Here is a 23893-nt window from a genome sequence, read left to right as displayed (position 1 = left end):
TATAAAAAATACTTAGCCGCTAAAAGTCTTCCGCTATCCTTTTAATCTTTGGCAGGACCTTATCCCAGATTTCTGCACTAGCATCTCGATAGAACTGGCCATTCGTCATCGCAGAAAAATCCCCTTGTAAAATATGAAGGATTGTCTTTCCTTCCACTTCAGCTAATTGAAAGGTGATCCCATCTTCCTCTGTAAGCTCGGGTCTTTCTGCCATTCGAACATCAAAAACAGTAAAACGAAGAAGCTTATCCTGCTCAACAGCGGTTACATTCCCTTCGACAATCACGGTCCCATCCTGACCTTTCCAATAAACCGGACTTGCTAACTCCCAAGTTGATTCCAGGTGAAACTCCGGCCCGCCGCTCGAAAACTCGACCGCCCAGTGGCGATTTAATTCACTTCTAGTTAAGACATCCCAAACAGTTGAAGCAGAAGCATTCATTTCAATCGTCTTGTCCACAAATAATTTAGTCATATGATCCTCCAAAACCGGAAATAGTTATCTTTATTATATTGAAAAAATCGGAGATGGTCCAAGCCATCTTCTTAGAAATACTGGATTTGTTTTCAATATTTTCGGTCAGATGGTTTTATGAAAGATTATTTTTAGATTCCCATAATAAATTTAAAAACAAAAAAAGACTGGAACGATTATTTCCTTAGGATTACATGATTTAGAAGTTTGCCGAACGAGATTCACTTTTAAAAAGGCTGTCAGATATCCTTCCAACAAAGGAGAAAATATACGGAAGTTATAGAATAATAAATCACAAGTTTAAATGGGAAAATTTTGTTTTCCCCTTTAACACAAGGCAGGTATAAACCGATAATGACAAACGTTTAATATAGAGTAGATTGGAGAGATTGTGATGTCAGCTGACAAATTTATAGAAGAAGCCATCAATGAGGCTCTGACCAATGTGATGACCGGTCACGGGGGACCATTTGGAGCGATTGTTGTCAAACAAGGGAAAATTATCGGCAGGGGCCGGAATGAAGTTACTGCCTCAAATGATCCAACAGCCCATGCCGAAGTTCAAGCTATTCGCGAAGCCTGCCAGTTCCTTAAAAGCTTTCAACTTGAGGACTGTTATATCTATACAAGCTGCGAACCCTGCCCAATGTGCATTGGCGCCATCTATTGGGCGCGTCCAAGGGCTGTTTATTATGCCTGCACCAAAGAAGATGCAGCAAAAATTGGCTTTGATGACCAATTTATCTATGAACAACTCGCATTACCTTGCGAGGCACGAAAAATCCCAATGAAACAAATTTTTCCTGTTAATGGTGACTTGCCGTTTAGAACCTGGGAGAGATCTCATACTAAGGTTGAATATTAATCTACTAAAAAGAGGATGTTGAAGATGGAGAGAAATCAATTAGAAAGAAGAATCTCTGTGGCATCTGGAAACGAGCTTGCAGATACTGTCATTAAGAATGGAAAATTAATCGATGTCTTTAACGGTGAAATAATCGAAGCTGACATTGCCATTGTAGATGGATATTTTGCAGGAATAGGAGAATATAGCGGAAAAAATATCATTGATGCAAGTGGCAGTTATGTTTCTCCAGCTTTCATAGATGGCCATGTCCATATTGAATCCTCTACAGTAACAGCCGGGGAATTCGCCAAAGTCCTTCTCCTCCATGGGGTAACAACCGTCATTGCGGATCCCCATGAAATTGCAAACGTTGCAGGAGCGGCAGGTCTTCAATATATGTTGGATTCTACGGAGGACCTCCCTTTTGACTTTTACTTTACGCTCCCCTCCTGCGTACCGGCAACAGCCTTCGAACATTCCGGTGCCATTCTTATGGCTGAGGATTTAAAGCCTTTTTATCAGCATCCGCGTGTCCTAGGGTTAGCTGAAGTAATGAATTACCCAGCTGTCGTAAACAAAGACCCAGATATGATTCAAAAAATATCGGATGCCAAGAACTTAGGAAAAAAAATCGATGGTCATGCGGCCGGACTAAAAGCTAATGATTTAAACGTATATATGTCCGCGGGCATTCGAACGGATCATGAAAGTACAACTGCTAATGAAGCAAGAGAACGTCTTCGTAGAGGAATGTACTTGATGATTCGTCAAGGGACCGTTGCCAAAGACTTACATCAGTTAATTTCTGTTGTGAACGAACATAATGCCAGACGCTGTCTGTTTGTAACTGATGATAAGCACCTAGACGACCTTGTTCAGGAAGGAAGTATTGACCATAATGTTCGTCTGGCGATTGCCTCTGGGCTTTCCCCATTAACTGCTATTCAAATGGCTTCCATTAATGCGGCCGAATGTTTTGGTCTTGAAGATAAAGGAGCTATTGCCCCCGGTTACAAAGCGGATTTCATCCTTTTTGATAACCTCGAAACCATCCAAATAACGGATGTATATAAAGATGGACTGGCGGTTGTTATGGATGGCTTGCTGGCCAATGAACAAGAAAATCCAATCCCCTCCATCCCTGCATCCATAAGAGAATCGGTTCGCTTTCACGAACTTGAAGAGGATAGTTTTCAGTTCCTTATAAAGAACAATAAGGCGAATATCATTGAAATTATCCCTAACAGCCTAGTCACGATTCAACAAATAGAACAGGTGGATACCTGTGGACTTGGATTATTTCAACCATCCATTAAAACGGATCAATTAAAGCTGGCAGTCATTGAACGACATCAGCTGACAGGAAACATTGGCTTAGGGATTGTGAAAGGCCTGGGTCTAAAGTCAGGAGCCATCGCCACCACTATCGCCCACGATTCTCATAACATCATCCTCGCAGGCACCAATAATAAGGATATGGTTGTGGCAGCAAACGCGGTCAAAGATATGCAAGGCGGGATGGTTGTTGTTAATCAAGAGAAAGTAATTGCTTCATTAAAGCTTTCTATTGCAGGGTTGATGTCTGATCGCCCTTATCAGGAAGTGTACAGTAAATTAAATGAAATAAATCTGGCTCTTCGTACATTAGGAGCGAACGAACACTTTAACCCCTTCTTAACGCTTTCCTTTTTATCACTGCCGGTGATTCCGGAGTTAAAGCTGACGGATCAAGGGTTATTCCAAGTTTCAAAATTTAAGCATATTGGAATAGATGCATAATAAAAAGCCAGTTTCTTCATAACTGGCTTTACCATTTATAATGCAATCGATTCCTGACTATCGACGGCTTTCTTACTATAATACCGTTCAACAAAATGACCATTTAACGAAGCCAGCACTTGCTGGAATAGCATTGCAACTACAACCGGAACCGCTACTGCTGCTGGAAAAAACGAAACCGCTAAAACCGCACCGGCACTAATATTTCTCATCCCGCCTGTAAACGTCAAAGTAATAACAGTTCTTTGCCTTCTCTTCATCAAGCGCCCTATAAGGAAGGAAAACAAGTAACCCGTTAAAGCAATAAAAAAGACAACTACTATAATACTAACCAGCTTAAGGCTAAAATTTTTCAAATATGGGGCCACAACAGCCCCATTCAGCATCACAACAATGCCTAAACAAAGTTTTGAAAAAGGGGCGAGACTTGGCCCTATTTGTTCTTTCACTTTCCCTTTTGTAAGCTGGTTTAAAGTCATCCCAATCAATGACGGAATCACAACCATTCCCAGCATACCTTTCATGATACTCATTGTATCCATATCGACCTTTTGACCGATAAATAATGTCAATGTTAATGGAACAATAATCGGTGATAATAAAGTATCAATTAATATAATGGATAAAACCAAGGGAATATTTCCTTTATAAATCGATACCCAAATGAAACTCGTGACACCCGTTGGTATGACCATGCCCAATACAAGACCGGTGATCGTATAGGCATCTCCTGAAAAAGCAGCATGACCAATCCCCCAGGCCCAAAGCGGCATAAGGACGTGTAAAATCATCAAGGCTAGGAATATAGGGAATGGATGTGTAATGACATCCTTTAATGATTTGAAATTTGAACTTAAACTGCCTTCAAAAGTCATAAAGGCAAAAATCCAAGGAATTAAATAAGAAAACTCTTTTATATGAGTGCTTAAAAGGACACCTAAAATCACACTAACCGGAGTGATCAACGGCATAATTTTGACAAGTCGTTTATTTAAACTCTGCAGCATGTAAATCTCCTCCCTACCAAAGGATACCATAATTTCTTTAGAGGGAATGAAAAAACCTTCGTAAATCGAAAAAAGAAAATTTCTTAATGTCTTGGTGCCCAAAGGATTACCGTAACCCCAATCAAACACATCAACGCACCAATCCAATCATACACATCAGGGGTCTTTTTATCGATACCCCATCCCCAGAGTATAGCTAGAAGAATAAAGACTCCCCCATATGCGGCATACACCCTTCCAAACGAAGGGAATTTTTGAAACGTGGGGATTACGCCGTATACGACTAAGACAATTGCGCCTAAAATTCCAAACCACCATGGCTTGTCCTCACGCAGCCACTGCCAAATCAAGTACCCTCCGCCAATCTCAGCAATTCCAGCTAGAATAAATAAAATAATGGCCTGATTAACAGAAATCACGCACCTCTCTATATCCTCATCCTTCAATTTTAGCTCAATTCTCCATTTTATTAAAATTAAGAGGATTTAAATATACACGTAAAGTCTTAGATATCCTTCATATCTATCCTCACTGTCGCCTTTTTCCTCGGAACAAAAGTCCCCCTTATGTCATACCGTATATTGCCTTGTGTTTTTATTATGGAAGGAGAGAAAGCATGTACTACAATCCTTTTTATTATCCGGCTATTCCTCCCATTCAGGTTTATTCGACCTATTCACTAAACGCTCCGTTCCCCCGTATGTATCCACCTGTTGATATCAATATATTTGAAATGTCCGTTAAAACCTTTCGTCAGTTAATGGCGCAAGGAAGTATTCTATTAGACCGACTTGGTGATGCACAATTTGCCCGCAAGGTTATGAGTGCTGCCCAGCAAGGAAAACACGCTGAAGTTGATCAATTGATAAAATCAATTGGTTTAAGAGTGCCTGTTCAGTCTAAGTTCACACCTACTGGCGTAAATTTTACCCTTGCAACCCATCCTGACCAGCTGCAATCAGTCAACTGCTGCACCTTAACCATTGCGATGAAATGGGGGAGATAATCCCTTCTCCATTTTTTCAAGACCTAGCTGACTCTTTGATTAAGGAGTCAGCCTATTTTTTTTTATGTCTTATACAAGCCTATATCGAATATGGTAAGAGAGACCATGTGAGATTTCCACTATTTTTATCAGTCAGTAGGGTGTACAATGGAAGTTATGTTTGAATAAGTTACTTGAGCAAAGGAGTATAAAATTTGGAGGAAAAATCTTATAAATATCAAGAACAATCCCTTTTCAGTATTTCTTGGCCGCTTTTTATTGAACTTTCCCTGCATATGGGAATCGGTATTATCGCGACCTTCATGTTGGGGCATTTCTCGGATTCAGCAGCTGCCGGTGTAGGTGTTGCCAATCAGCTATTAAATATATTTATACTCGTCTTTAATGTGACCTCGATTGGAGGAACAGTTTTAATTAGCCAAAAACTCGGTGCCAATCGTTTGAAAGAAGCTCGACAGTTAGGACGCACAGTCTTTGGACTAAACGTTTGGTTTGGACTTTTTGTAGCATTTATCGTTTTCTTCTTCGGCGAACAGCTTTTACAACTATTTGATATCCATGGAAAAGTATATGACTACGGACTGACCTTCCTTCGTATATGCGGAATCTCGCTTTTCTTTGAATCTATTTCTCTTGCATTAAGTGCTATCTTACGAAGCCATGGGTATACAAAAGAATCAATGTTTGTAACGATGATGATGGATTTTATCAGTATAGGCGGAAATATCCTTGCTATAACAGGTATTTTCGGTTTACCGATTACGGGTGTCACAGGTGTGGCCTGGGCGATTGTGGTGGCACGTGCCTTTGCCGTTTGTGCTTTACTTTACTTTGTTTATAACAGGCTGGCTTTAAAACTGGAATTAAAAGATGTTATGTCTGCTAAGAAAGAAGATATTAAGGGTCTTCTTGGTATTGGAATTCCCTCAGCTGGTGAGAATCTTTCTTATCAATTCTCGCAGTTGATTATTACCAGCTTTGTTGTATCCATGGGTACCGCTTCCCTTGCGGCACGTGTCTATGTCTTAAATATAAACTATATTTGTTTTCTATTTACTGTGGCAATTGCCCAAGGGACACAGTTGTTAGTGGCCCGGTACATTGGCGGCCAGCAGTACGACCGGGCCTTAAAGCGAGGTATTAAGACCTTGAAAATTGCCATGGCTGCCTCCACGATAACATCGCTAATAATTGCTTTAATTGGGTCGCCTTTACTAGAAACGTTTACAAAAAACCCTGAAATTATCGCTGTTGGCCTGCCTGTCTTATGGGCCATTGTCTTTGTGGAACCAGGCAGGGCGATGAATATTGTTTTAATGAATTCACTTAAATCGGCGGGTGATGTTCGTTTTCCAGTGGTGATTGGGGTACTGTCGATGTGGGGAATAGCCGTTTCCCTCAGCTATCTGCTTGGAGTCCACTATGGACTTGGATTATTAGGTGTTTGGCTTGCCCAGGGTGCAGATGAGTGGCTGCGCGGTTGTTTCGCATTAAAACGCTGGTTTATGAAACCATGGGAGCGACGCAGGGCAGCAAAAGCAGAACTTTCGGTATAAACAAAAAGTGGTAATCAGTTTAAAGAACTGGCTGCCACTTTTTTTATTTAATAGATTGTGCGTTCAATAGTTTGCCATAACATTTCGAACAAACTTTGAACTTATCCCTATTGCCATGTTATTTAAGTGAAAAAGGAATATAGTAGAACCATAAAGAACAAACAAACAAAAAAAAGAAGGGCGGAATCATTTATGTTTAACAAATTTTTAAGAGAGAATAAAATTGCAACAGTGATCTTAACTGTTTTACGTTTATATCTTGGTTACTCTTGGGTTACAGCCGGTATAGGAAAATTAACAAGTGGGGGATTCGATGCTTCTGGTTTCATAAAAGGAGCGATTGCAAATCCAGTAAAAGGTCCGGACGGCGCAGTCGTTTTTGGCTGGTATGTTGATTTCTTAAAACACTTTGCATTGCCAAACGTTGATATCTTTAATATAGTCGTACCGGTTGGGGAAACTTTAATAGGTTTAGGTTTAATCCTTGGCTGCTTAACAACTGCAGCAATGTTCTTTGGTCTAGTCATGAACTTTACTTTCTTCCTAGCAGGAACTGTATCTCACAATCCTAGAGACATTTTCATAGGTTTCATTATCTTAACCGCAGGCTATAACGCTGGTAAAATTGGTTTAGACCACTGGGTTGTTCCTTTCATTAGAAAGATGAGTAACAAAAATGCAAGTCCTGATAAGGCAAAAGCAACCGTGTAGAGATAAATAGATATACAAAAGACGATTCGGATTTTCGAATCGTCTTTTGTTATGGTAAAAGCCACATTCCTACTTCAACAGATATACTCTTGTTTCATAAGGCTTTAGGGTAAATTCTCTTCTTAATGTCTTGTCCGCTGTGTCATAATTGTTTAATACCAATTCAGAAACCGTATAGGAGACACTTGTTGGAACTTTAAATCTAGTTGCTTTTTCACTAAAATTATTAATCACAATCGCTTTACGGCTTCCATGACGACGAGTGTAAACAAATAAATGTTTATGGTTTGGTACTAACAACTCGTAGGTTCCATATACAAACAGTGGGTGATCTTTCCGCAGTCGAATTAACTTTTTATAGAATGATAAAATAGAATCTGGATCATTTAGTTGAGACTCAACATTAATCACTTTATAGTTTGGATTAATCCCTAGCCAGGTTTGATTTGCGGAAGTAAATCCTCCCATATTGGAAGCATCCCATTGCATCGGAGTCCGAGCGTTGTCACGGCATTGTTTCCAAATAATCTCCATAATCTCATCATGGGAGCGGCCATTTGCCGTTTCAACCTTGTAATAGTTAAGCATTCCCACATCATTATAATCCTCAATGGATGGGAACTGGACATTGGTCATCCCTATTTCTTGGCCTTGATAAATAAATGGCGTTCCTTTCATTAGGAAGTATAAGGCACCCAGCATTTTGGAGCTTTCTTTCCAAAGCTTGCGGTCATTACCCCAACTTGAAACACGGCGCGGCTGGTCATGGTTTTCAATGAATAAGGCATTCCATCCTCTGCCCTCCAACCCTTTCTGCCATTTGGTCAGATTCTTCTTCAATGCACGTACATCCACACGGTCATCTGCATCTTTATCCCAGAGACCTAAGAATTCAAATTGGAAGATCATATTAAAGTAGCCGTTGTCTTCACCGACCCATTTATCCGCATCGTCCAGCCCAACACCATTAGCTTCCCCAACCGTCATAATGTCGTAGTTTTTAATCGTTTTTTGTGAGAACTCGGTTAGGAACTCATCAATCCCGTCCACGTTCATCATTTTTGGAAAGCATGGGACAAAGTCTAGATTCTCAGGGTTCGGCATATCGGGGAATCCAGGTTCTTTTTTAATGTGAGAAATCGCATCGACCCGGAATCCATCTATTCCCTTTTCGAGCCACCAATTGACCATGTCATATAAGGCATTTCTGACCTCGGGGTTTTCCCAATTTAAATCCGGCTGGCGCGGTGAAAAGATGTGCATGAAATATTGTTCCGTTTCCTTATCATATCTCCATGCCGGCCCGCTAAAAATGGATTCCCAGTTATTTGGTGGCTTTATGCCTTTTCCATCTCGCCAAATGTACCAATCGCGCTTTGGATTATCCTTGGAAGAGCGAGACTCAATGAACCATGGATGCTCGTCACTTGTATGATTAATAACCAAGTCTAAAATTAATTTCATCCCGCGCTGATGAACCCCTTCAAGGAGTTCATCAAAATCTGCCATCGTTCCAAACTCGTCCATAATATCTTGATAATCGGAAATGTCATAGCCATTATCATCATTAGGAGATTTGAACATGGGCGATAACCAAATCACATCGATGCCAAGCTCTTTTAAGTAATCTAATTTGGAAGTAACACCTTTTAAATCGCCAATCCCATCCCCATTGCTATCCATAAAGCTTCTCGGATAAACTTGATAAGCAACGCTTTCTTTCCACCATTTTTTATTCATATGGCACCTCTAATTCTTAGATGTTTTTCTTAGGAGTTATACCCACCACATTTGTGAAACAGGCTGTTCGATTAAGACAGATTTCAAATTGCTTACAGCTCGTGTGAATCCTTCCTCAATCGACATGATTGGATCTTCATGTTCGATACTAACGACATAATCATAGCCATATGTGCGAAGGGCGCTCATCATGTCAGACCATTCTTTTAAACCATGTCCACAGCCAACGGAACGGAACGTCCACGCCCGTGAACGTACTTCTCCATATGGCTGCATATCTGTTAATCCATACATATTCACATTTTCTTGATCAATGTATGTGTCCTTTGCATGGAAATGATGGATGGCATTTTCTTTTGCTAAAATCTTAATGGCTGCTACAGGGTCAATTCCTTGCCACCATAAGTGACTTGGGTCTAAGTTAGCTCCAATTGCATCACAGGTTTCTTCACGTAATTTTAACAACGTATATGGAGTATGGACTAAAAAGCCGCCATGTAGTTCAAGACCAATTTTGACATTGTTATCTTTTGCATATTGGCCAACTTCTTTCCAATAGGGAATCAGCTTTTCTTCCCATTGCCATTTTTTAACGTCACCATATTCATTTGGCCAAGGCGTAACAGGCCAGTTCGGATACTTTGCGCCTTCATGGTCTCCTGCTGTTCCTGAAAAACAATTTACTACTGGTACATTCAGTAACGATGCCAATTTAATCGTTTTTATAAGTGTTTCATGTGAACTTTGAGCAAATTCTTTTTCTGGGGAAATTGGATTACCATGGCAGCTAAACGCACTGATGGTTAATCCGCGCTCCTCCACTTTTTGAATATATTCACTTCTTGCGTTCTCGTCTTCTAGTAGCAAATCTAAATCACAATGGCTGTTTCCTGGGTAGCATCCGGTTCCGATTTCAACCGCATGTAAGCCCGCTTGTTGAACAGTATCTAACATTTCCTCGAATGTTTTTTCAGCAAATAATACAGTAAAGACGCCTAGTTTCATATTATAATCTCCTCACTTTTTTTAACATATATTGATTACAATAAATAGTACAGAGCTGACCGCTATGTTTGCTGCCAACTCTAGTTTTTAATAGTTATATTTTAACAATTTGTTTCGTTTCGTTTGACTTGAGTGCTCCTAGAATTACTTCTAGTGATTTCATTCCTTCCTTACCAGGTACCGCAGGCTCTTCATCTAGCAGAATAGCATTTACAAAATGCTCGATGACATGGGTATTGTTTTGCCCCCCCGCCTCATTGGATTGAATTTTCCCTAGTTCATATTTCACTACTTCTCCATTGCTATATTGAACAACAAGAGAATTTATTGGGTCATCTTCTAAGCGAAGGATTGCCTTCTCACCATAAATAATGGTAGAGTTATCCTCCTTGCTGGTATAAGCCCAGCTGGCGGCAAGAGTACCGATGATGCCGCTTTCTGTTTTCAATACACAAACGGCATTATCATCCACGTCAGCAAAATCCTTTGCATTTGTTTCCACAAAGGCACCTACTTCAACCATTTCTTCCCCTAATACATAGCGTAATAAATCCGTTTTATGGACACCTAAGTCACCCATCGCACCGACAAACGCTTTTTCTTTTTCGAAAAACCAGCTCTCTTTTCCGTCAACACTCCAGCCTTCAGGGCCGCCGTGACCAAACGCTGTACGGAAGCTGTAAATTTTGCCGACTTCTCCGCTGGCAATCAGCTGGCGAGCCTTTTGGTGGGAAGGAACGAAGCGCTGATTATGGCCAATCATTAATTTTTTCCCGTTCTTCTCAGCTGCCGCAATCATCGCTTCGGCTTCTTCTTTAGAGGTTGCCATTGGTTTCTCGCAAAGGACATGCAGACCTGCCTCTAAGGCATCAATAGTGATCGGCGCATGGAGATAGTTTGGTGTACATACACTTACTGCATCCACCTTTCCACTTTTCAGCAGCTCTTTATAATCTGTAAAGAAAAGAACTCCGTATTTTTCAGCTGTTTCGATTGCCCGCTCTTGATTAATATCACAAACGGCTGTAAGCTCTACATTTGGATTTACTTGATACTCTGGTAAATGACGATGCTGGGCAATACTGCCACATCCGATTACGCCTACTCTTATCTTTGTCATATTAGTTTCCTCCTATAATTACTTCAAGTGGTTTAGAATTTCCATAAACCGGGCGCTCTCGTTTAACAGGCTCGGCCCATTTTACTGCATTGCTAATGACACGCTGAATCTGCTTGTTATGATAAGTTGGATAGGTTTCGTGGCCAGGTCTAAAATAAAATACTTTTCCGTTTCCGCGCTTGTATGTACAGCCGCTGCGGAAGACTTCGCCGCCTTCAAACCAGCTCGTGAAAATGAGTTCATCTGGCTGCGGAATATCAAAATGCTCACCGTACATTTCCTCATGCTCTAACTCGATATATTCAGGGAGCCCTTCTGTAATTGGATGGCTTGGGCTTACGACCCAAAGGCGTTCCTTTTCACCTGCTTCGCGCCATTTTAAATCACAGCTTGTTCCCATTAAGGTCTTAAAGATTTTTGAAAAATGACCGGAGTGAAGAACAATTAGCCCCATTCCTTGAAGAACTCGGTCTCTAACCTTTAGCACAATTTCATCATTTACTTCATGATGAGCGACGTGCCCCCACCAAATTAAGACATCGGTGTTGCTTAGAACTTCATCTGTCAGACCATGCTGTGGTTCATCAAGAGTAGCCGTTCTTGTATCAAATCCTTCCGATTGAAGGAATTCTGAAATGGCACCATGGATCCCATTAGGATAGATATCCCTTACGACTGGATCTGTCTGCTCATGACGGTTTTCATTCCATACCGTTACCTTTACCATAATTGGTCACTCCTTTTCGTTGTCCACCTTTTATTTTAAAGAATGCTAGAATAATTGAAACTGCTTACATTGACAAACAGGGTGAAAAATATTGAACTATTTTATTTATCTATTAGATGCGGGAGCCTTGTTTTTAAATAATTGATACTCATTTCAATACTTTCAAAAGGTGTACGCCTGCTTGCGTCTTGCTCAACAACCCACCACTGGATATCAACTTGTTCCCCCATCTGAAGGACAGCTTCGAGGTCCACACCGCCTGTTCCAAGTTCTGCAAAGAATTGTTCCTCATCTGTTGTCATGTCTTTCAAATGAATGAGCGGTGTCCGATTTTGATATCGTTCAATCCACTCTGCCGGCTTTTGGCCCGCTTTAGTCAGCCAGTAAATATCAAGCTCTGCCTTGACTAAGTTAGGGCTTGTTCCATCAAAAATCGCTTCAAGTGCCATTTTTCCATCAGATAAGCGCTCAAGTTCAAAGTCATGATTATGGTAACAAAGGGAAATCCCTTCCTGACGACAAATCTCACCCGCATGTTCTAAAAACGAAATAAGGGCTATGTAGTCACTTTCACTGCGTCGATCTGGCATTAGATATGGACACACAATATACTTACTTCCTAAAATCTTTTGGTCTTCAATTACCTGTGCCAAATTGTTTTCCAATTGGTCAAGCGGCACATGGCAGGCAGCTGTTTTAAGTCCAAGCTGATCTAATAATTCTTTTATTTCCATCGGACTTAACCCATGGTAGCCAGCAAGCTCAACACCATCAAAGCCAAGCTCTGCCACTTTTTTTAGAGTACCTGCAAAATCTTTTGCACTTTCTTCCCTTAATGTGAACATTTGTACCGCTACTGGAATTTTTCTCATCCTTAGTCCTCCATTTCTAAAAAACGAGCTTATTTGATTACATCTTATATCTTATTTCTACTGATAAACATAGATGATATAATTAAAACATCTACTATTCTGCAATCTTTTTTGAAGAGGAAAATTATGACCATAAACATACTTTTTTGCGGCTACTCCTATCATACAAAGGGATATCACTCCCAACATAAAGCGGGATACCCATCCTACCTTTTCCGTCTGCAAACAGAAGGGTTATGCGAGGTAGTCGTAAAAGGAACCAAACTGGAACTTGAGAAGGGTGATCTTCTCCTTATTAAACCAGGCGACCATTATGAACTCTTAGTTAATGAAGGGCAAATTAGCGGGGACTATCACATCGGATGTGAGGGTAAATGGCTCGACGAATGGTGGAACCGTTCAGCTAAGCCTCCCATTTCCCGTATTGAATTGGATGACAAACTGCTGTTCCTTTGGCGCCAGATTTTAATTGAAAAAAGGCGTCCTGGTTCCAATCAGAATGAGGAACTTGCCGACTATCTAGTCCGGGCACTTTGTTTAACACTTGAACGTGCTGTTAGTGAAACAGTCCCTTCCTACCATTATCCCTATCCAGTAACACGGATGATGAGGTACATCGAGGAGCATGCGACAATCCAGTTTAAAGTCGAAGATGTAGCACGCCATTCAGGATTGAGTGTCTCCCGGTCGGTTCATCTATTTAAAAGCAGTGTGGGAAAAACAATTATGGAATACACACAGGAAATCCGCTTGTCCGCTGCCCTTGAACGGATGAAGTACACTACACTAACACTCGAACAAATAGCTGAAGACTGTGGTTTTGGCACCTATCCCTATTTTCATCGAGTGTTTAAAAAGAAGTATGGAATTGCTCCTGGTATGTACCGCCGGCTTGAATAATATATGAAAAGGGGTAGAATACACCAGTTCTATCCCTTTCCATTTCTTCTTAACTAACTTAATTTTGAAGGTACAAGATCAAAGTCCTTAATGACTTGGTTAGTTTCCGCTGATTTAAAAATCGTTTCCATTAATCGCAGGACACGTAAAACTTCCTCGTTTTTCACAATTGGTTCTGCATTTCCTGCCACTACTGAAACTACATTTTCATAAAAACTTTCCATTGTTTTTTCTACTTTAGGTAAATCAGATGTACTCACAGCTTTTTCAGAAGGAGGCGCCATTGTCTTCGTTAAGCCCTGTCCAGCTTTAATCGGTTTAGGAGCTTCTACTTCGCCTAGATTCTGAGTGACAATTTTACCATTAATATCCCAATCATTAATGACTGCTGTACCTTTGGTTCCTTTTGTATACCAACGCGGCAGTTGAATGAAATTGGTTGTTCCAACCTCTATCAATGAAGTGATACCGTTTTCAAATGTAATAAACACTTGAAATCCATCATCTACTTCGTCCCCCAAAATGTAACTTAAATTAGCAAAAACACTGGTAATCTTGCTATCAACCATAAATAAGAGCTGATCTAATAAATGGACACCCCAGTCAAGAAGCATCCCGCCGCCATATTCTTTTAAATGACGCCAGTCACCAGGAATCCCATTTGCTCCTTGAACACGTGATTCGATATGAAAAACATCCCCAATGATCTGTTCGTCATAAATCTTTTTCATTGTTAGGAAGTCTTCATCCCACCTGCGGTTCTGGTGGACAATAAAGGCACGGTCATTAATTTTTGCCGCCTCCATAATCTCAAGCAACTCTTCACTGTAAATAGTAACCGGCTTTTCACAAATGACATCCTTACCTGCGTTCAAAGCGGCGATTGCAATTTCTTTATGTACATCATTAGGGGTAGCAATTAGAACAAAATCAACAAGTTCGTCAGACAAAACAGCAGATAAACTTTCATAGACCTTGTAGCCGTCTGCCAAAGAAGCTGTTCTTCTATCCTCAGATATGTCATAGGTTCCAACGACCTCAATGTTTTGGTTTTCTTTTAATAGCTTCGCATGATAGCTTCCCATGCCACCATAACCAACAATAACTAAATGATAGTTTTTATTCGTCATCTTATTGTCTCCTTTTTTACACCTTTTCTCCTACAGGCATTTTTGATATTTTCATTAACTTATAAAAACATTTCTTATTTGACTCCATCATATTATGACCATGCGAATTAAAACATAGATTATATAGTTAAAAGATGAACTATTTTGCTATTATTCTTTCACTGAACCCGAGGTTAAACCGGATACGATTCTCCTCTGGAAAATTAGAACCATAATGACTAACGGTACACTTACTACAACTGTAGCAGCTGCAATTTCACCCCATGGAATGGTAAATTGCCCTTGAAACATGGCAATTCCAATCGGTACAGTCTTATACTTATCATCCGTATTTATAGTAAGGGCAAAAAAGAACTCATTCCAGGCGGCAATGAAAACAAGGATCGCAGTTGTAAATATTCCGGGCAACGCTAGCGGCATGATGACCTTCCAATAAGTTTGCATTAAAGTCGCTCCGTCAATTTTTGCTGCTTCTTCAAGATCCAGCGGTATCTTACGAAAGAAAGTGACTAAAATCCAAATAGACAGCGGCAGCGTAAAGGTTGAATAAGGAATAATCAATCCTAAATAGGAGTTCGTTAATCCCAGGTTTTTCAAAAAGATATAAATCGGTGTAATGGTTGCAATTTGTGGAAACATCGAAACAGATAGGACTATCCCAAGAATAAATGTTTTTCCTCTAAATTGAAGTCTCGCAATTGCATAGGCAGCAAACGAAGCAACCGTCACGGCATACACAGTTGTAACCGTTGATACCACTGTACTGTTCCATAAATATTTTAAAAACGGATGTTCAAAGAAGACAGATTTATAATTCTCCATTGTCGGATGTGAAGTATAAGGAGTAAAAGCCTTATCTCCAAAAAGTTCAGTTGCTGGTTTTATTGAACTAATCAGCATCCATAGAAACGGAAACATGACAACAAAGACAAAGACGATCAGAAACACATAAAAGAATGGACTTGCTTTTTTCTGCATGTTAAAATTCCTCCCTCAAAAATGGTGTTCTGTCAAACTCCCTTATCTGTCATTTAGCAGGTCTCTACCCAGAAATTTGATATAAATCATTGAAATGATGGCTACACAAATAAATACAATGACAGAGAGGGCAGATCCATCACCAAAATTCGTTTGAGAAAACATCACTTTATAAGCGAGGATAGAAATAGTTTCGGTAGAATTGGCAGGCCCTCCACCGGTTAGAACGTAAATTAAGTCAAAAACACGGAATGCATCAAGCGTTCTAAAAAGAAGTGCAACAAGTATACTTGACTTTAACAGTGGTAAAGTAATTTTTGTGAATTGCTTCCACTTTCCTGCTCCATCAATGGAAGCTGCTTCGTATAATGAATCTGGTAGGGTTTGAAGTCCTGCCAATAACAGTAATGACATATATGGAGTGGTCTTCCAAACATCAGAAAAGATAACCGAAAACATAGCACCTGTATCTGTTACCAGAAGTTTTTCCATCTTATCAACCAAGCCGAAATCAGCAAACAGTTTGGCGATAATCCCATTTTGCCCATCATATAAAAACTTCCACATAAGGGCAGAAACAGCGGTCGGTATAGCCCAAGGGATCAGAATACTTGCCCTAATCAGCCCTCTTCCAATGAACGCCTTATTGATTAATAGGGCAATAGCCAGTCCTAAAACTAGTTCCGCAAGAACAGAAAAGATGGTAAATGTAGTAGTATTTCCAATCGCTTTCCACATCCTGCTTGAGCTTAAATTATCTTTGTAATGCTGCAAACCGATAAAATTAGGTTGAATGAGAGCATCGCCATATCCTGAGGCTAAACCTAGAAGTTTCTTCTCCTGCGTAAACTTTACTTTAAGTGATAACGCCCTGATTCTTTTGTTCATGTTTAACGAGGTTTTTTCATATTCATTTGCCATTGTTCGATCAATCTTTGCAACGCTAATATCAGAGTTAACCTGTTCAAAATTCATTAACTTTTCATTTACAGTGGTATATTTTGAGCTAATTTCAGATTTGCTTTGAATCCTTTTATCCAATGATTGCAGTTGATTTTTTATAGCTTGAAGCTCTTCAACTCCGTTCCCACTCTTGATTTCATTGTCAATCGTACCAATTAAAAACGGATAGTTATTCAGATATCGTTCTAGGTCGAGATTATAACTTAAGTGGACTTCCGATTTAGTGGGGTTGTTTAACTTTAAATCAAACAAACTGAAATAAAAGGATTGCAGAACAGGCCATATCGCAATGAGGAAAATTAATATCATAGCAGGTGCGACAAGATAATACCCTGCTGTTTTCTCTGTAAAAATTTTCTTTCTTTTCTTTTTCGGGGTAATAGAAGTATTTGTAACTGATGTTTGATATTCATCTGTTTTTATATTAAGGTCATTATTTTTCATGTTAACCCCTCCTTTTTAGGGATAAAAGCGGATTAGCCTTCAAAGTGAAGGCTAATCTCCTAGCTTCTAATGTTATTGATTAAGGGCTGCCTTCATTTCTTTTTCCATAGTTTGAGCCGCTTGTTCAACGGTTTGTTCCCCTGCAATTGCTTTTGATATATTAATTTGAATAATCTCAGAAATTTCCGGATAATTCGGAGCTACTGGTCGAGAAACTGCTGCACTTAAGCCATCTACGAAGCCTTTATCAGCAAAAGTTGGGTTAGCTTTAAGAATCTCTTGATCTTGGTAAAGCTTAGTAATCGTTGGAGCATGTCCGCCATAAATTGCATCAATCTTTTGACCTTCAGCACCAGCCATGAACTTTAGGAACTCCCAGGCTTCTTTTGGATGTTTAGAATACTTATTGATACCAGCCATCCAGCCGCCTAGTGCAGCAGCGGATCCTTTGTCACCTGCTGGAAGAGGTGCTACACCTACCTGGTCTACAATTTTGGATTTTTCTTTGTCGTTGGCACTTGCGTATTCATATGGCCAGTTACGTAAGAACACGGTTTGGCCTTCAATAAAGGCTTGGTCTGATTCAACCTCAGTAAAAGTAGTAACGTTACCAGGTACTACATCAGACTTAGCCACTTCCACTAATTTCTTTAAACCTTTGATTGCTTCAGGACTATTCACGGCTACGTTCCCACTTTTATCGATAAACGCTCCGCCGTAAGAAGCAACAAATTCTACAGCGTTGCACACAAGTCCTTCATACTGTTTCGATTGGAAAACATAACCAAATTTAGTGTTGCCCTGTCCCTTCTTTTCCTTTGCCTTTGCCAATAGCTCATCCCACGTCTTTGGTACTTCGTCTGCTTTAACTAAATCCTTTCGATAGAAAAGAAGTCCTGCATCAACAAATTTAGGAAGGGCCCATTGTTTTCCGTTAAACTGGGCTGCCCCTAAAGCCCCCTGGTTATATTCATTTAAGTTAATTCCATCTTGCTGGATAAAGCGGTCAAGTGGAAGCACATAGCCAGCTTGTGCAAATTCAGCAGGCCAAATTACATCCATATCAATAACATCAATTTCAGAGGATTTTGCATTAAAAGCGGTTATATATGCATCATGCTGCTTTCCTGTATCGGAGGGCATTTCCCGGAACTGGATATCAATATTTGGATGTGTCGCTTCAAACGCTTCGACCATTTTTTCTGTTCCCTTTGTAACATCCTTTCCGCGTGCATACACGAGTTTTACTTTTTGCTCGGCCGCGGTCTTTGTCTTGTCACCAGCTGGCTTTTCCTTTGTGCTTGTTTGATCGGAACTACAGGCAGCAAGTGCCAAGGATAAAGTAGCAAAAACGGCTAAAAGTTTGGCTTTATTAGATTTTTTCATGTTCTTCCCCCTATATTGAAATCGATTTCAATTTTGACATTGTTGAATCTCTAATTACCAAATCATAGGGTAATAGAATCTCTTGGTGGTTGAGTTCTTTCTTAAAAGCAATAAGATCAATCATTACTTCCATGGCTGTTTTTCCAAGTTCTTCAATGGGTTGTTTAATGGTTGTGAGTGCGGGTTCTATCACTTTGCAAATTGGCTGGTCATCAAAGCCAATGATCGCAATATCATCTGGCACACTTTTACCTACCGCCTTAGCTGCCATGATCATTCCAGCCGCCACTTGGTCACTTCCCGTAAAAACTGCTGTAGGTACATCTTTCAAATACATCATCGATCTAAAAACCCTTTTACCATCTTCAAGGTCGAATACATTTGAAAAAATCCATTCGTCTTGAACCAATAGTCCTTTTTCCGCCAGCGCTTTCCTGTACCCCGCTTGTCTATCCTTAGCTAAGTTACTTTTATCGCCACAGGTGCATGCGATTCGCTCATGGCCCTGTTCGATCAAGTGCCGTGTTCCTATGTAGCTGGCCTCAAATTGATCCATTCGAATGATCGGCACTTTTGTATTTCTTTCATATTCATTGCACAAAACCATGGGGCCAAACGCTGCAAATGGTTCAATTTTTCTCCACTCATTTTCATAGGAAGTTAAGATTAAACCGTCTACTTGTTTTCTTCTTAATAGCTCCAGAAAATCAAGTTCTTTCTGTTTGCTATATCTCGTTTGGCAAATAAGTAATTGAAGATGGTTCTTTGTTGCTACCATATCCATCGATTCCAGTAAGTAAGCAAAAAATGGATTTGTAAGGACTGGAACTATTATGGCAATGGTATCTGTTCTTTGATTCCGAAGCCGCTGAGCAGTTGTATTTGGAACATACTTTAACGACTCCATTGCTTCACGAACTAACTTTTTTTTATCTTCTGTAACATTTGGGTGATTGTTAAGCACCCTTGAAACGGTTGCTCTTGATAGCCCTGCTCGTTTTGCTACATCAGCAATGGTTGCCAAACAAAATTCCCCCTTTTCCCTCCTTTAAAAAGATATTCTCTCTAGTTGTAATCGTTCTCAGTAAGCGATTACATTTTTACTTTAATGGATTACCCTTCCAATTTCAATACATACTTTCAGAAAAGTTATAGATTTCAAAAAAATATTTTTATACTGTAAAATCTAGCTAGTAAAAAAAGAAAATGACCTAGTTTGATAACAAACAAACCAAGGTCATTTTCTTTTAATTACCATTCTATTAATTTTGAATAATTCTTCTTGCTACTAATAATAAGACATAGACCATCTAATGAAAACATATACTATTCTGCTATTTTTGTAATCGGGCTTCCTACGAATACAAAAGAAAAAGCATTCCACGCTGTACGTACTTCGAATGCTTTTCTTTTGGAACTTTATTTAATTGCAGTTGAAAAGGTCCACTGCTGGCGCTCTAGATCCGGGTTCCTATCGTTTAGGGTCAAAATGCCCGCTTCTGATATTTCAAGTGCCTTCCCGTTATGAACAGATGTAATGGTTACCGTACCATTATCATTTTTTGTAAGAATCCAGCGCTGATTGTTATAGCCAAGATAATTGTAGAGCTGAATTTTATTTTGCCCTGTATCCAGGTCAAGTGCCTTTCCCTCCTCAGTGCGAATTGAATAAGAAGCGTATTCGTCACCCGTTGGTACTAAAGTCCAGCTTACAGCTTTGTCAGAATCAATTATTGTTACAGGCTCACCATTCTCTGACTTAGCTGTATAAAGCGCTTTGCCTAATGCCTTATTTGTAAAGCTTGTAACGGTTAAATCGGCCGAAGACAGATTGCTGACATTCACATTCTGATAGGAAACTTGCCCTCCAAATACATTTAACCCAAAATGTCCTTCTGCAAAGGTCCCATCCTGTAAATCGATGACTTTCTGGCCATCCACATAGATCTGGATGTGAGGACCTTTTGCTTCGATTTTCACCTTATATGTCTTTCCTGGTTGAATAAAGGCGGGGACTTTCGCAATGGTCATTCGGTCCTCAAAGCCACCATCAATCTTGTAAAATAATCGAAAAGCCTTCATATTAGGATCAAGATTGAAGTAATAACCGCTTCTGCCATCTTCACTTGCCCGGAAAAGAATAGAACCTGCCCCTCCTGATTGTCCCAGCATCATATCTGTTTCATACGTAAAGTCTCCCGCTGTTTCCTTGGCCACATAGTTGGCATCACTTGTATACGTACCACGAATTCCATTTTCGGTAACGGTCCAGTGGGAGACTGAAAGATCAGATTTCCATCCTGTTAGATTCGTATAGAATTCACCCTCATACACTCTTACCACAACACTTGCAGAAGCCTTTCCATTTGGTTCAGAGGCGGTAATAATGGCTTCTCCTTTGCTTCCCGCTTTAAGTACAGCTTTGGAGTTAGCTGAGGAGGCAACCTTCACCACATTCGGATTACTCGATTTCCACTCTATTGGCTGCGTTCCCTTTCCTTTTCCGTTTTTCACGGAAGCAAATAAAGTGAGAGAATCACCTATATTCATCTCTCTTTGATTTGAATCCATAACAATACTGGTGCCCTCATCACCGTATGGGTTCCAGGTATTGGATAGCGAATGGACTTTTAAGGATACAACCTTCACCTCGCCGCCCTTTGTGTAGAAGTTGATGCTGCGACTTGATGGATCAGGGAAAATGACATCAGAAAAAACTACTTTTCCATCATTAGCAAATACCTCAATCGAAGAATCATCTACAAATAGATTCAGTTTGATACGTTTATTATCTAGTTTTAAAGGTGCTTCATGTAAAGTGGAAAACAGGCTTGAGAAATCAGTTTCTCCTGAATCAGCACGATCGACAAATAATTGGTTTTCCTCTGTTTTGTACCCAACAACCGTTTTTTGGCCAGCCCCTTCACGAACATGAAATCCAAATTCGGTTGTTTTACTGTCAGCAGGGATTTCAATCTCCGCTTCTATTTCAAAAGCGCCTGAATAGATTCCCTTCATCAAATTCGAAGCATTGATTGGACTGACTACCTTATTTTGCGCTTGAAAAATGGTACTTCGAATGGTCTGAAGTTCCTGAATCGGTGTCTGTGCAAGTCTGAGTCCATCATCTGTTTTCACCAAACTTACCTCTCTTGGAATGGTCAGTTCTCCCTTCCAGCCCGTCGTTGGGAATGCAAATGGATAATCCCAGTTGGTCATCCACGCCAACATTACACGGCGGTTTTCCGGCATATTGGCAAAGGACGTCGACGCATAGAACTCCTTCCCGTAATCCGTTTTCAGCACCGCACCCGCTGGATTATCATTAATAAATTTTCCCTCTGCTGTTAGATTACCAATAAAATACTCCGCATCGGATCCTTGGGTCTTCGGATTGGCTCCTGTACTGATCATCAGAACCCATTTCTTCTCCCCTGTACCGTCTACTAAAAGTTCGAAAAGATCAGGGCATTCCCAGACACCACCGCGAACATAATCTCCATAACCAAAATTATCGGTAAGCTTCCAATCTATTAAGTTAGTTGAAGTAAAGAAACGAATGTGGTCTCCTCCAGATACAACCATAATCCACCGATTGTTCGTCTCATCTCGGACCACTTTTGGATCACGGAAATCCCACCCGCCTAGATCGTCACCATTTTTACCCGGATTCTCGATAACGATGGGGTGCTCTGTTGAATACTTCCATGTACGCCCTTGATCGGTACTATAGGCAAGACCAACCCGCTGATTACCATTAGGTCCATCTGGGTTAAATGAAGTATAGTAGGCAATCAGCCCTTTACCACCAGCATTAGTGAATAAACCTGAGGCATTTGTTACATCTGCTATGGCAGAACCGGACCATACATGTCCGTAATCATTCCATGGTAACGCAATAGGAAGCTGCTTCCAATTTATCAGATCTTTACTTACTGCATGAGCCCAAGTTCCTCCATCCTGATGGAACAAATGATACTCACCTTCAAAATAGACGAGTCCATTTGGATCACTTACAGAGCCGCGGGCTGGAGTATAATGATAATCTGGCCGATATTTTTCCGTATAATAGCTTGATGCTGGAACAAGATAAGTATCTTGGAAGTATGCAGTCCCTGATGCAACGGTAAAACCGGCAAAGCCTGTGCTGTAACTCGTATCCGTCACAATTATCGCTGCATCCGTATACCCATCAACATAAAGTTTAATTTGATTGCCGTTTGTGATAATTTCAAGATGGTGTATGGTACCTTCTTGAGTCTGAAAGTCGCGGGCTGATGTTTTAAGTACAGTACCGTCCGCTTTCTCTAATTGAACTTTGACCGAGTTTCCTTCTTTGATAAGTACCGCTTGATACCCCGTAGTTCCTTGCTCATTTGTACGAAATAATAGGCCAGCTTCCGCTAGATCTTGGTCAAATGATATATTTCCTTCAAGAACAAAGTCGCTTTCACTTCTTTTAAAGATTTGCTTGGCTTTCACCCAATCAACGGCAATTCCCTTCAACCCTTTGATGTTTGGTTCCCAGCTTCCTTCCTTATATTGAAAAGATCCTAGATTGCTAGATAGTTTGCTAACGTTTACATTTTGGAATAAGGCAGATCCGTCCCATACGTTAAGACCAAGAAACCCTTTCTTATATAAATCGTTATGGACATCAAAGACAGGAGCATAATGATCCCCCCAATAAACCTGGAGATGATCACCAACCGCTTTTACCTTCAGGTGATAGATTCCTCCTTCTTGCAGGTTCACTTGGTGTTCGACTTTTAATCTCGACTCATCACGAGCATCACGAAGACGAATAATTCCCGCATTTGGCACGATTTGCAGCATGTACGAGTCCCAGCCATCTTCATTTGATCGGAACACTAATGTGGAGTCTGCGTTCTTGTCGATGATTTTTACATCGGCTTCATAAATAAAATCTTCAGTTGTAATACCCGATATCGCCATGACATTTTCTTTAGGTTCTGAAGTGAGCAAAAGTCCCTGCTCTGTGTCTTCTAATGTGCCTTTCCCTTTCACTTGCCAGTCTCTTAGATTCGTATTTGCTTTGGTTGCGTTGTCAATAATAGTTGAACCCTCCCCGCTTTCTGACGATTCAGTTGCCCTTCCTGTCGTAGGATGAGTAAAAATCGTTCCCATTGCAGCTGCGATAAGCACGATTGACAAAAATACAAAAGTCCATTTTTTCAAAGTCCATTTCATCCTTTACCCTCTCTTCCAAATACAATAATTACTAGA

General features: G+C 40.3%; 20 protein-coding genes. 6 read left to right on the top strand and 14 right to left on the bottom strand.

The features are described 5' to 3' along the window. Positions 1-19: 19 nt before the first annotated feature. Positions 20-475, bottom strand: coding sequence for an SRPBCC family protein (locus tag V7077_RS11620; protein ID WP_335501577.1), 456 nt, complete (start codon positions 473-475; stop codon positions 20-22). Between the two features lie 394 nt (positions 476-869). Here V7077_RS11620 and V7077_RS11615 point away from each other — a divergent pair, with 394 nt between their 5' ends. Then, positions 870-1340, top strand: a complete 471-nt coding sequence (locus V7077_RS11615) for a nucleoside deaminase (RefSeq protein ID WP_335501575.1) — start codon at positions 870-872, stop codon at positions 1338-1340. Between the two features lie 18 nt (positions 1341-1358). Beyond that, entirely contained in the window at positions 1359-3101 is a 1743-nt protein-coding gene (ade, locus tag V7077_RS11610; protein WP_420489639.1) for an adenine deaminase, read from the top strand. Between the two features lie 35 nt (positions 3102-3136). On the opposite strand, the gene V7077_RS11605 is transcribed toward ade, so the two are convergent. After that, positions 3137-4108 carry a bile acid:sodium symporter family protein gene (locus V7077_RS11605; RefSeq protein ID WP_335501571.1) on the bottom strand — a complete coding sequence of 324 codons (972 nt, stop codon included), beginning with the start codon at positions 4106-4108 and terminating at the stop codon, positions 3137-3139. 83 nt (positions 4109-4191) lie between these two features. Next, positions 4192-4554 (bottom strand): YnfA family protein, encoded by a 363-nt coding sequence (locus tag V7077_RS11600; RefSeq protein ID WP_335501569.1) that lies wholly within the window; start codon positions 4552-4554, stop codon positions 4192-4194. Between the two features lie 170 nt (positions 4555-4724). On the opposite strand from V7077_RS11600, the gene V7077_RS11595 reads away from it, so the two are divergent. The 3 genes from V7077_RS11595 (at position 4725) to V7077_RS11585 (ending at position 7381) form a co-directional block, all read left to right on the top strand. Beyond that, a complete protein-coding gene (locus tag V7077_RS11595; RefSeq protein WP_335501567.1) occupies positions 4725-5114 on the top strand; it encodes a hypothetical protein in 390 nt (129 codons plus the stop codon). 194 nt (positions 5115-5308) lie between these two features. Beyond that, a complete protein-coding gene (locus V7077_RS11590) occupies positions 5309-6670 on the top strand; it encodes an MATE family efflux transporter (RefSeq protein ID WP_335501564.1) in 1362 nt (453 codons plus the stop codon). A 192-nt stretch (positions 6671-6862) separates the two neighbouring features. Beyond that, positions 6863-7381 (top strand): DoxX family protein, encoded by a 519-nt coding sequence (locus V7077_RS11585; protein WP_335501562.1) that lies wholly within the window; start codon positions 6863-6865, stop codon positions 7379-7381. Positions 7382-7450: 69 nt separating this feature from the next. Here V7077_RS11585 and V7077_RS11580 read toward each other — a convergent pair whose 3' ends face one another. The 5 genes from V7077_RS11580 to V7077_RS11560 form a co-directional block, all read right to left on the bottom strand. After that, positions 7451-9121, bottom strand: a complete 1671-nt coding sequence (locus V7077_RS11580; protein WP_335501560.1) for a glycoside hydrolase family 13 protein — start codon at positions 9119-9121, stop codon at positions 7451-7453. A gap of 36 nt (positions 9122-9157) precedes the next feature. After that, the gene (locus V7077_RS11575) at positions 9158-10126 is read right to left on the bottom strand and encodes a sugar phosphate isomerase/epimerase family protein (RefSeq protein WP_335501558.1); all 969 of its coding nucleotides are present in this window, start codon (positions 10124-10126) and stop codon (positions 9158-9160) included. 94 nt (positions 10127-10220) lie between these two features. Then, on the bottom strand, positions 10221-11246 hold the full coding sequence (locus V7077_RS11570; RefSeq protein ID WP_335501555.1) for a Gfo/Idh/MocA family protein: 1026 nt from the start codon (positions 11244-11246) through the stop codon (positions 10221-10223). A gap of 1 nt (position 11247) precedes the next feature. Next, positions 11248-11973 (bottom strand): ThuA domain-containing protein, encoded by a 726-nt coding sequence (locus tag V7077_RS11565; RefSeq protein WP_335501553.1) that lies wholly within the window; start codon positions 11971-11973, stop codon positions 11248-11250. 101 nt (positions 11974-12074) lie between these two features. Then, positions 12075-12845 carry a sugar phosphate isomerase/epimerase family protein gene (locus V7077_RS11560; RefSeq protein WP_335501551.1) on the bottom strand — a complete coding sequence of 257 codons (771 nt, stop codon included), beginning with the start codon at positions 12843-12845 and terminating at the stop codon, positions 12075-12077. Positions 12846-12971: 126 nt separating this feature from the next. Between V7077_RS11560 and V7077_RS11555 the strand changes: the two genes are divergently transcribed. Continuing rightward, a complete protein-coding gene (locus V7077_RS11555; RefSeq protein ID WP_335501549.1) occupies positions 12972-13745 on the top strand; it encodes an AraC family transcriptional regulator in 774 nt (257 codons plus the stop codon). Positions 13746-13798: 53 nt separating this feature from the next. On the opposite strand, the gene V7077_RS11550 is transcribed toward V7077_RS11555, so the two are convergent. The 6 genes from V7077_RS11550 to V7077_RS11525 all read right to left on the bottom strand — a co-directional run bounded on the left by V7077_RS11550 (position 13799) and on the right by V7077_RS11525 (position 23857). Beyond that, the gene (locus V7077_RS11550; protein ID WP_335501546.1) at positions 13799-14875 is read right to left on the bottom strand and encodes a Gfo/Idh/MocA family protein; all 1077 of its coding nucleotides are present in this window, start codon (positions 14873-14875) and stop codon (positions 13799-13801) included. A gap of 150 nt (positions 14876-15025) precedes the next feature. Next, a complete protein-coding gene (locus V7077_RS11545) occupies positions 15026-15853 on the bottom strand; it encodes a carbohydrate ABC transporter permease (protein WP_335501544.1) in 828 nt (275 codons plus the stop codon). A gap of 42 nt (positions 15854-15895) precedes the next feature. Further along, positions 15896-17125: a carbohydrate ABC transporter permease gene (locus V7077_RS11540; protein WP_335501704.1), complete on the bottom strand. Its 1230-nt coding sequence runs from the start codon at positions 17123-17125 to the stop codon at positions 15896-15898. A 207-nt stretch (positions 17126-17332) separates the two neighbouring features. Beyond that, positions 17333-18646, bottom strand: a complete 1314-nt coding sequence (locus tag V7077_RS11535; protein WP_335501541.1) for an ABC transporter substrate-binding protein — start codon at positions 18644-18646, stop codon at positions 17333-17335. A 10-nt stretch (positions 18647-18656) separates the two neighbouring features. Further along, on the bottom strand, positions 18657-19670 hold the full coding sequence (locus tag V7077_RS11530; protein ID WP_335501539.1) for a LacI family DNA-binding transcriptional regulator: 1014 nt from the start codon (positions 19668-19670) through the stop codon (positions 18657-18659). A gap of 395 nt (positions 19671-20065) precedes the next feature. Beyond that, a complete protein-coding gene (locus V7077_RS11525; RefSeq protein ID WP_335501537.1) occupies positions 20066-23857 on the bottom strand; it encodes a GH32 C-terminal domain-containing protein in 3792 nt (1263 codons plus the stop codon). Positions 23858-23893 lie beyond the last annotated feature (36 nt).

This window comes from Neobacillus vireti (assembly GCF_036962465.1).
Classification (GTDB): Bacteria; Bacillota; Bacilli; order Bacillales; family Cytobacillaceae; genus Neobacillus; species Neobacillus vireti_B.
This window is presented reverse-complemented; position numbering and strand designations above follow the sequence as displayed.

What these genes read in the sequence shown, in the direction of transcription:
- V7077_RS11580 (WP_335501560.1), bottom strand. Translation starts at nt 9,121, where the DNA reads ATGAATAAAAAATGGTGGAAAGAAAGCGTTGCTTATCAAGTTTATCCG.
- V7077_RS11585 (WP_335501562.1), top strand. Translation starts at nt 6,863, where the DNA reads ATGTTTAACAAATTTTTAAGAGAGAATAAAATTGCAACAGTGATCTTA.
- V7077_RS11565 (WP_335501553.1), bottom strand. Translation starts at nt 11,973, where the DNA reads ATGGTAAAGGTAACGGTATGGAATGAAAACCGTCATGAGCAGACAGAT.
- V7077_RS11525 (WP_335501537.1), bottom strand. Translation starts at nt 23,857, where the DNA reads ATGAAATGGACTTTGAAAAAATGGACTTTTGTATTTTTGTCAATCGTG.
- V7077_RS11550 (WP_335501546.1), bottom strand. Translation starts at nt 14,875, where the DNA reads ATGACGAATAAAAACTATCATTTAGTTATTGTTGGTTATGGTGGCATG.
- V7077_RS11595 (WP_335501567.1), top strand. Translation starts at nt 4,725, where the DNA reads ATGTACTACAATCCTTTTTATTATCCGGCTATTCCTCCCATTCAGGTT.
- V7077_RS11545 (WP_335501544.1), bottom strand. Translation starts at nt 15,853, where the DNA reads ATGCAGAAAAAAGCAAGTCCATTCTTTTATGTGTTTCTGATCGTCTTT.
- V7077_RS11605 (WP_335501571.1), bottom strand. Translation starts at nt 4,108, where the DNA reads ATGCTGCAGAGTTTAAATAAACGACTTGTCAAAATTATGCCGTTGATC.
- V7077_RS11570 (WP_335501555.1), bottom strand. Translation starts at nt 11,246, where the DNA reads ATGACAAAGATAAGAGTAGGCGTAATCGGATGTGGCAGTATTGCCCAG.
- V7077_RS11555 (WP_335501549.1), top strand. Translation starts at nt 12,972, where the DNA reads ATGACCATAAACATACTTTTTTGCGGCTACTCCTATCATACAAAGGGA.
- V7077_RS11615 (WP_335501575.1), top strand. Translation starts at nt 870, where the DNA reads ATGTCAGCTGACAAATTTATAGAAGAAGCCATCAATGAGGCTCTGACC.
- V7077_RS11620 (WP_335501577.1), bottom strand. Translation starts at nt 475, where the DNA reads ATGACTAAATTATTTGTGGACAAGACGATTGAAATGAATGCTTCTGCT.
- V7077_RS11560 (WP_335501551.1), bottom strand. Translation starts at nt 12,845, where the DNA reads ATGAGAAAAATTCCAGTAGCGGTACAAATGTTCACATTAAGGGAAGAA.
- V7077_RS11575 (WP_335501558.1), bottom strand. Translation starts at nt 10,126, where the DNA reads ATGAAACTAGGCGTCTTTACTGTATTATTTGCTGAAAAAACATTCGAG.
- V7077_RS11535 (WP_335501541.1), bottom strand. Translation starts at nt 18,646, where the DNA reads ATGAAAAAATCTAATAAAGCCAAACTTTTAGCCGTTTTTGCTACTTTA.
- V7077_RS11540 (WP_335501704.1), bottom strand. Translation starts at nt 17,125, where the DNA reads ATGATATTAATTTTCCTCATTGCGATATGGCCTGTTCTGCAATCCTTT.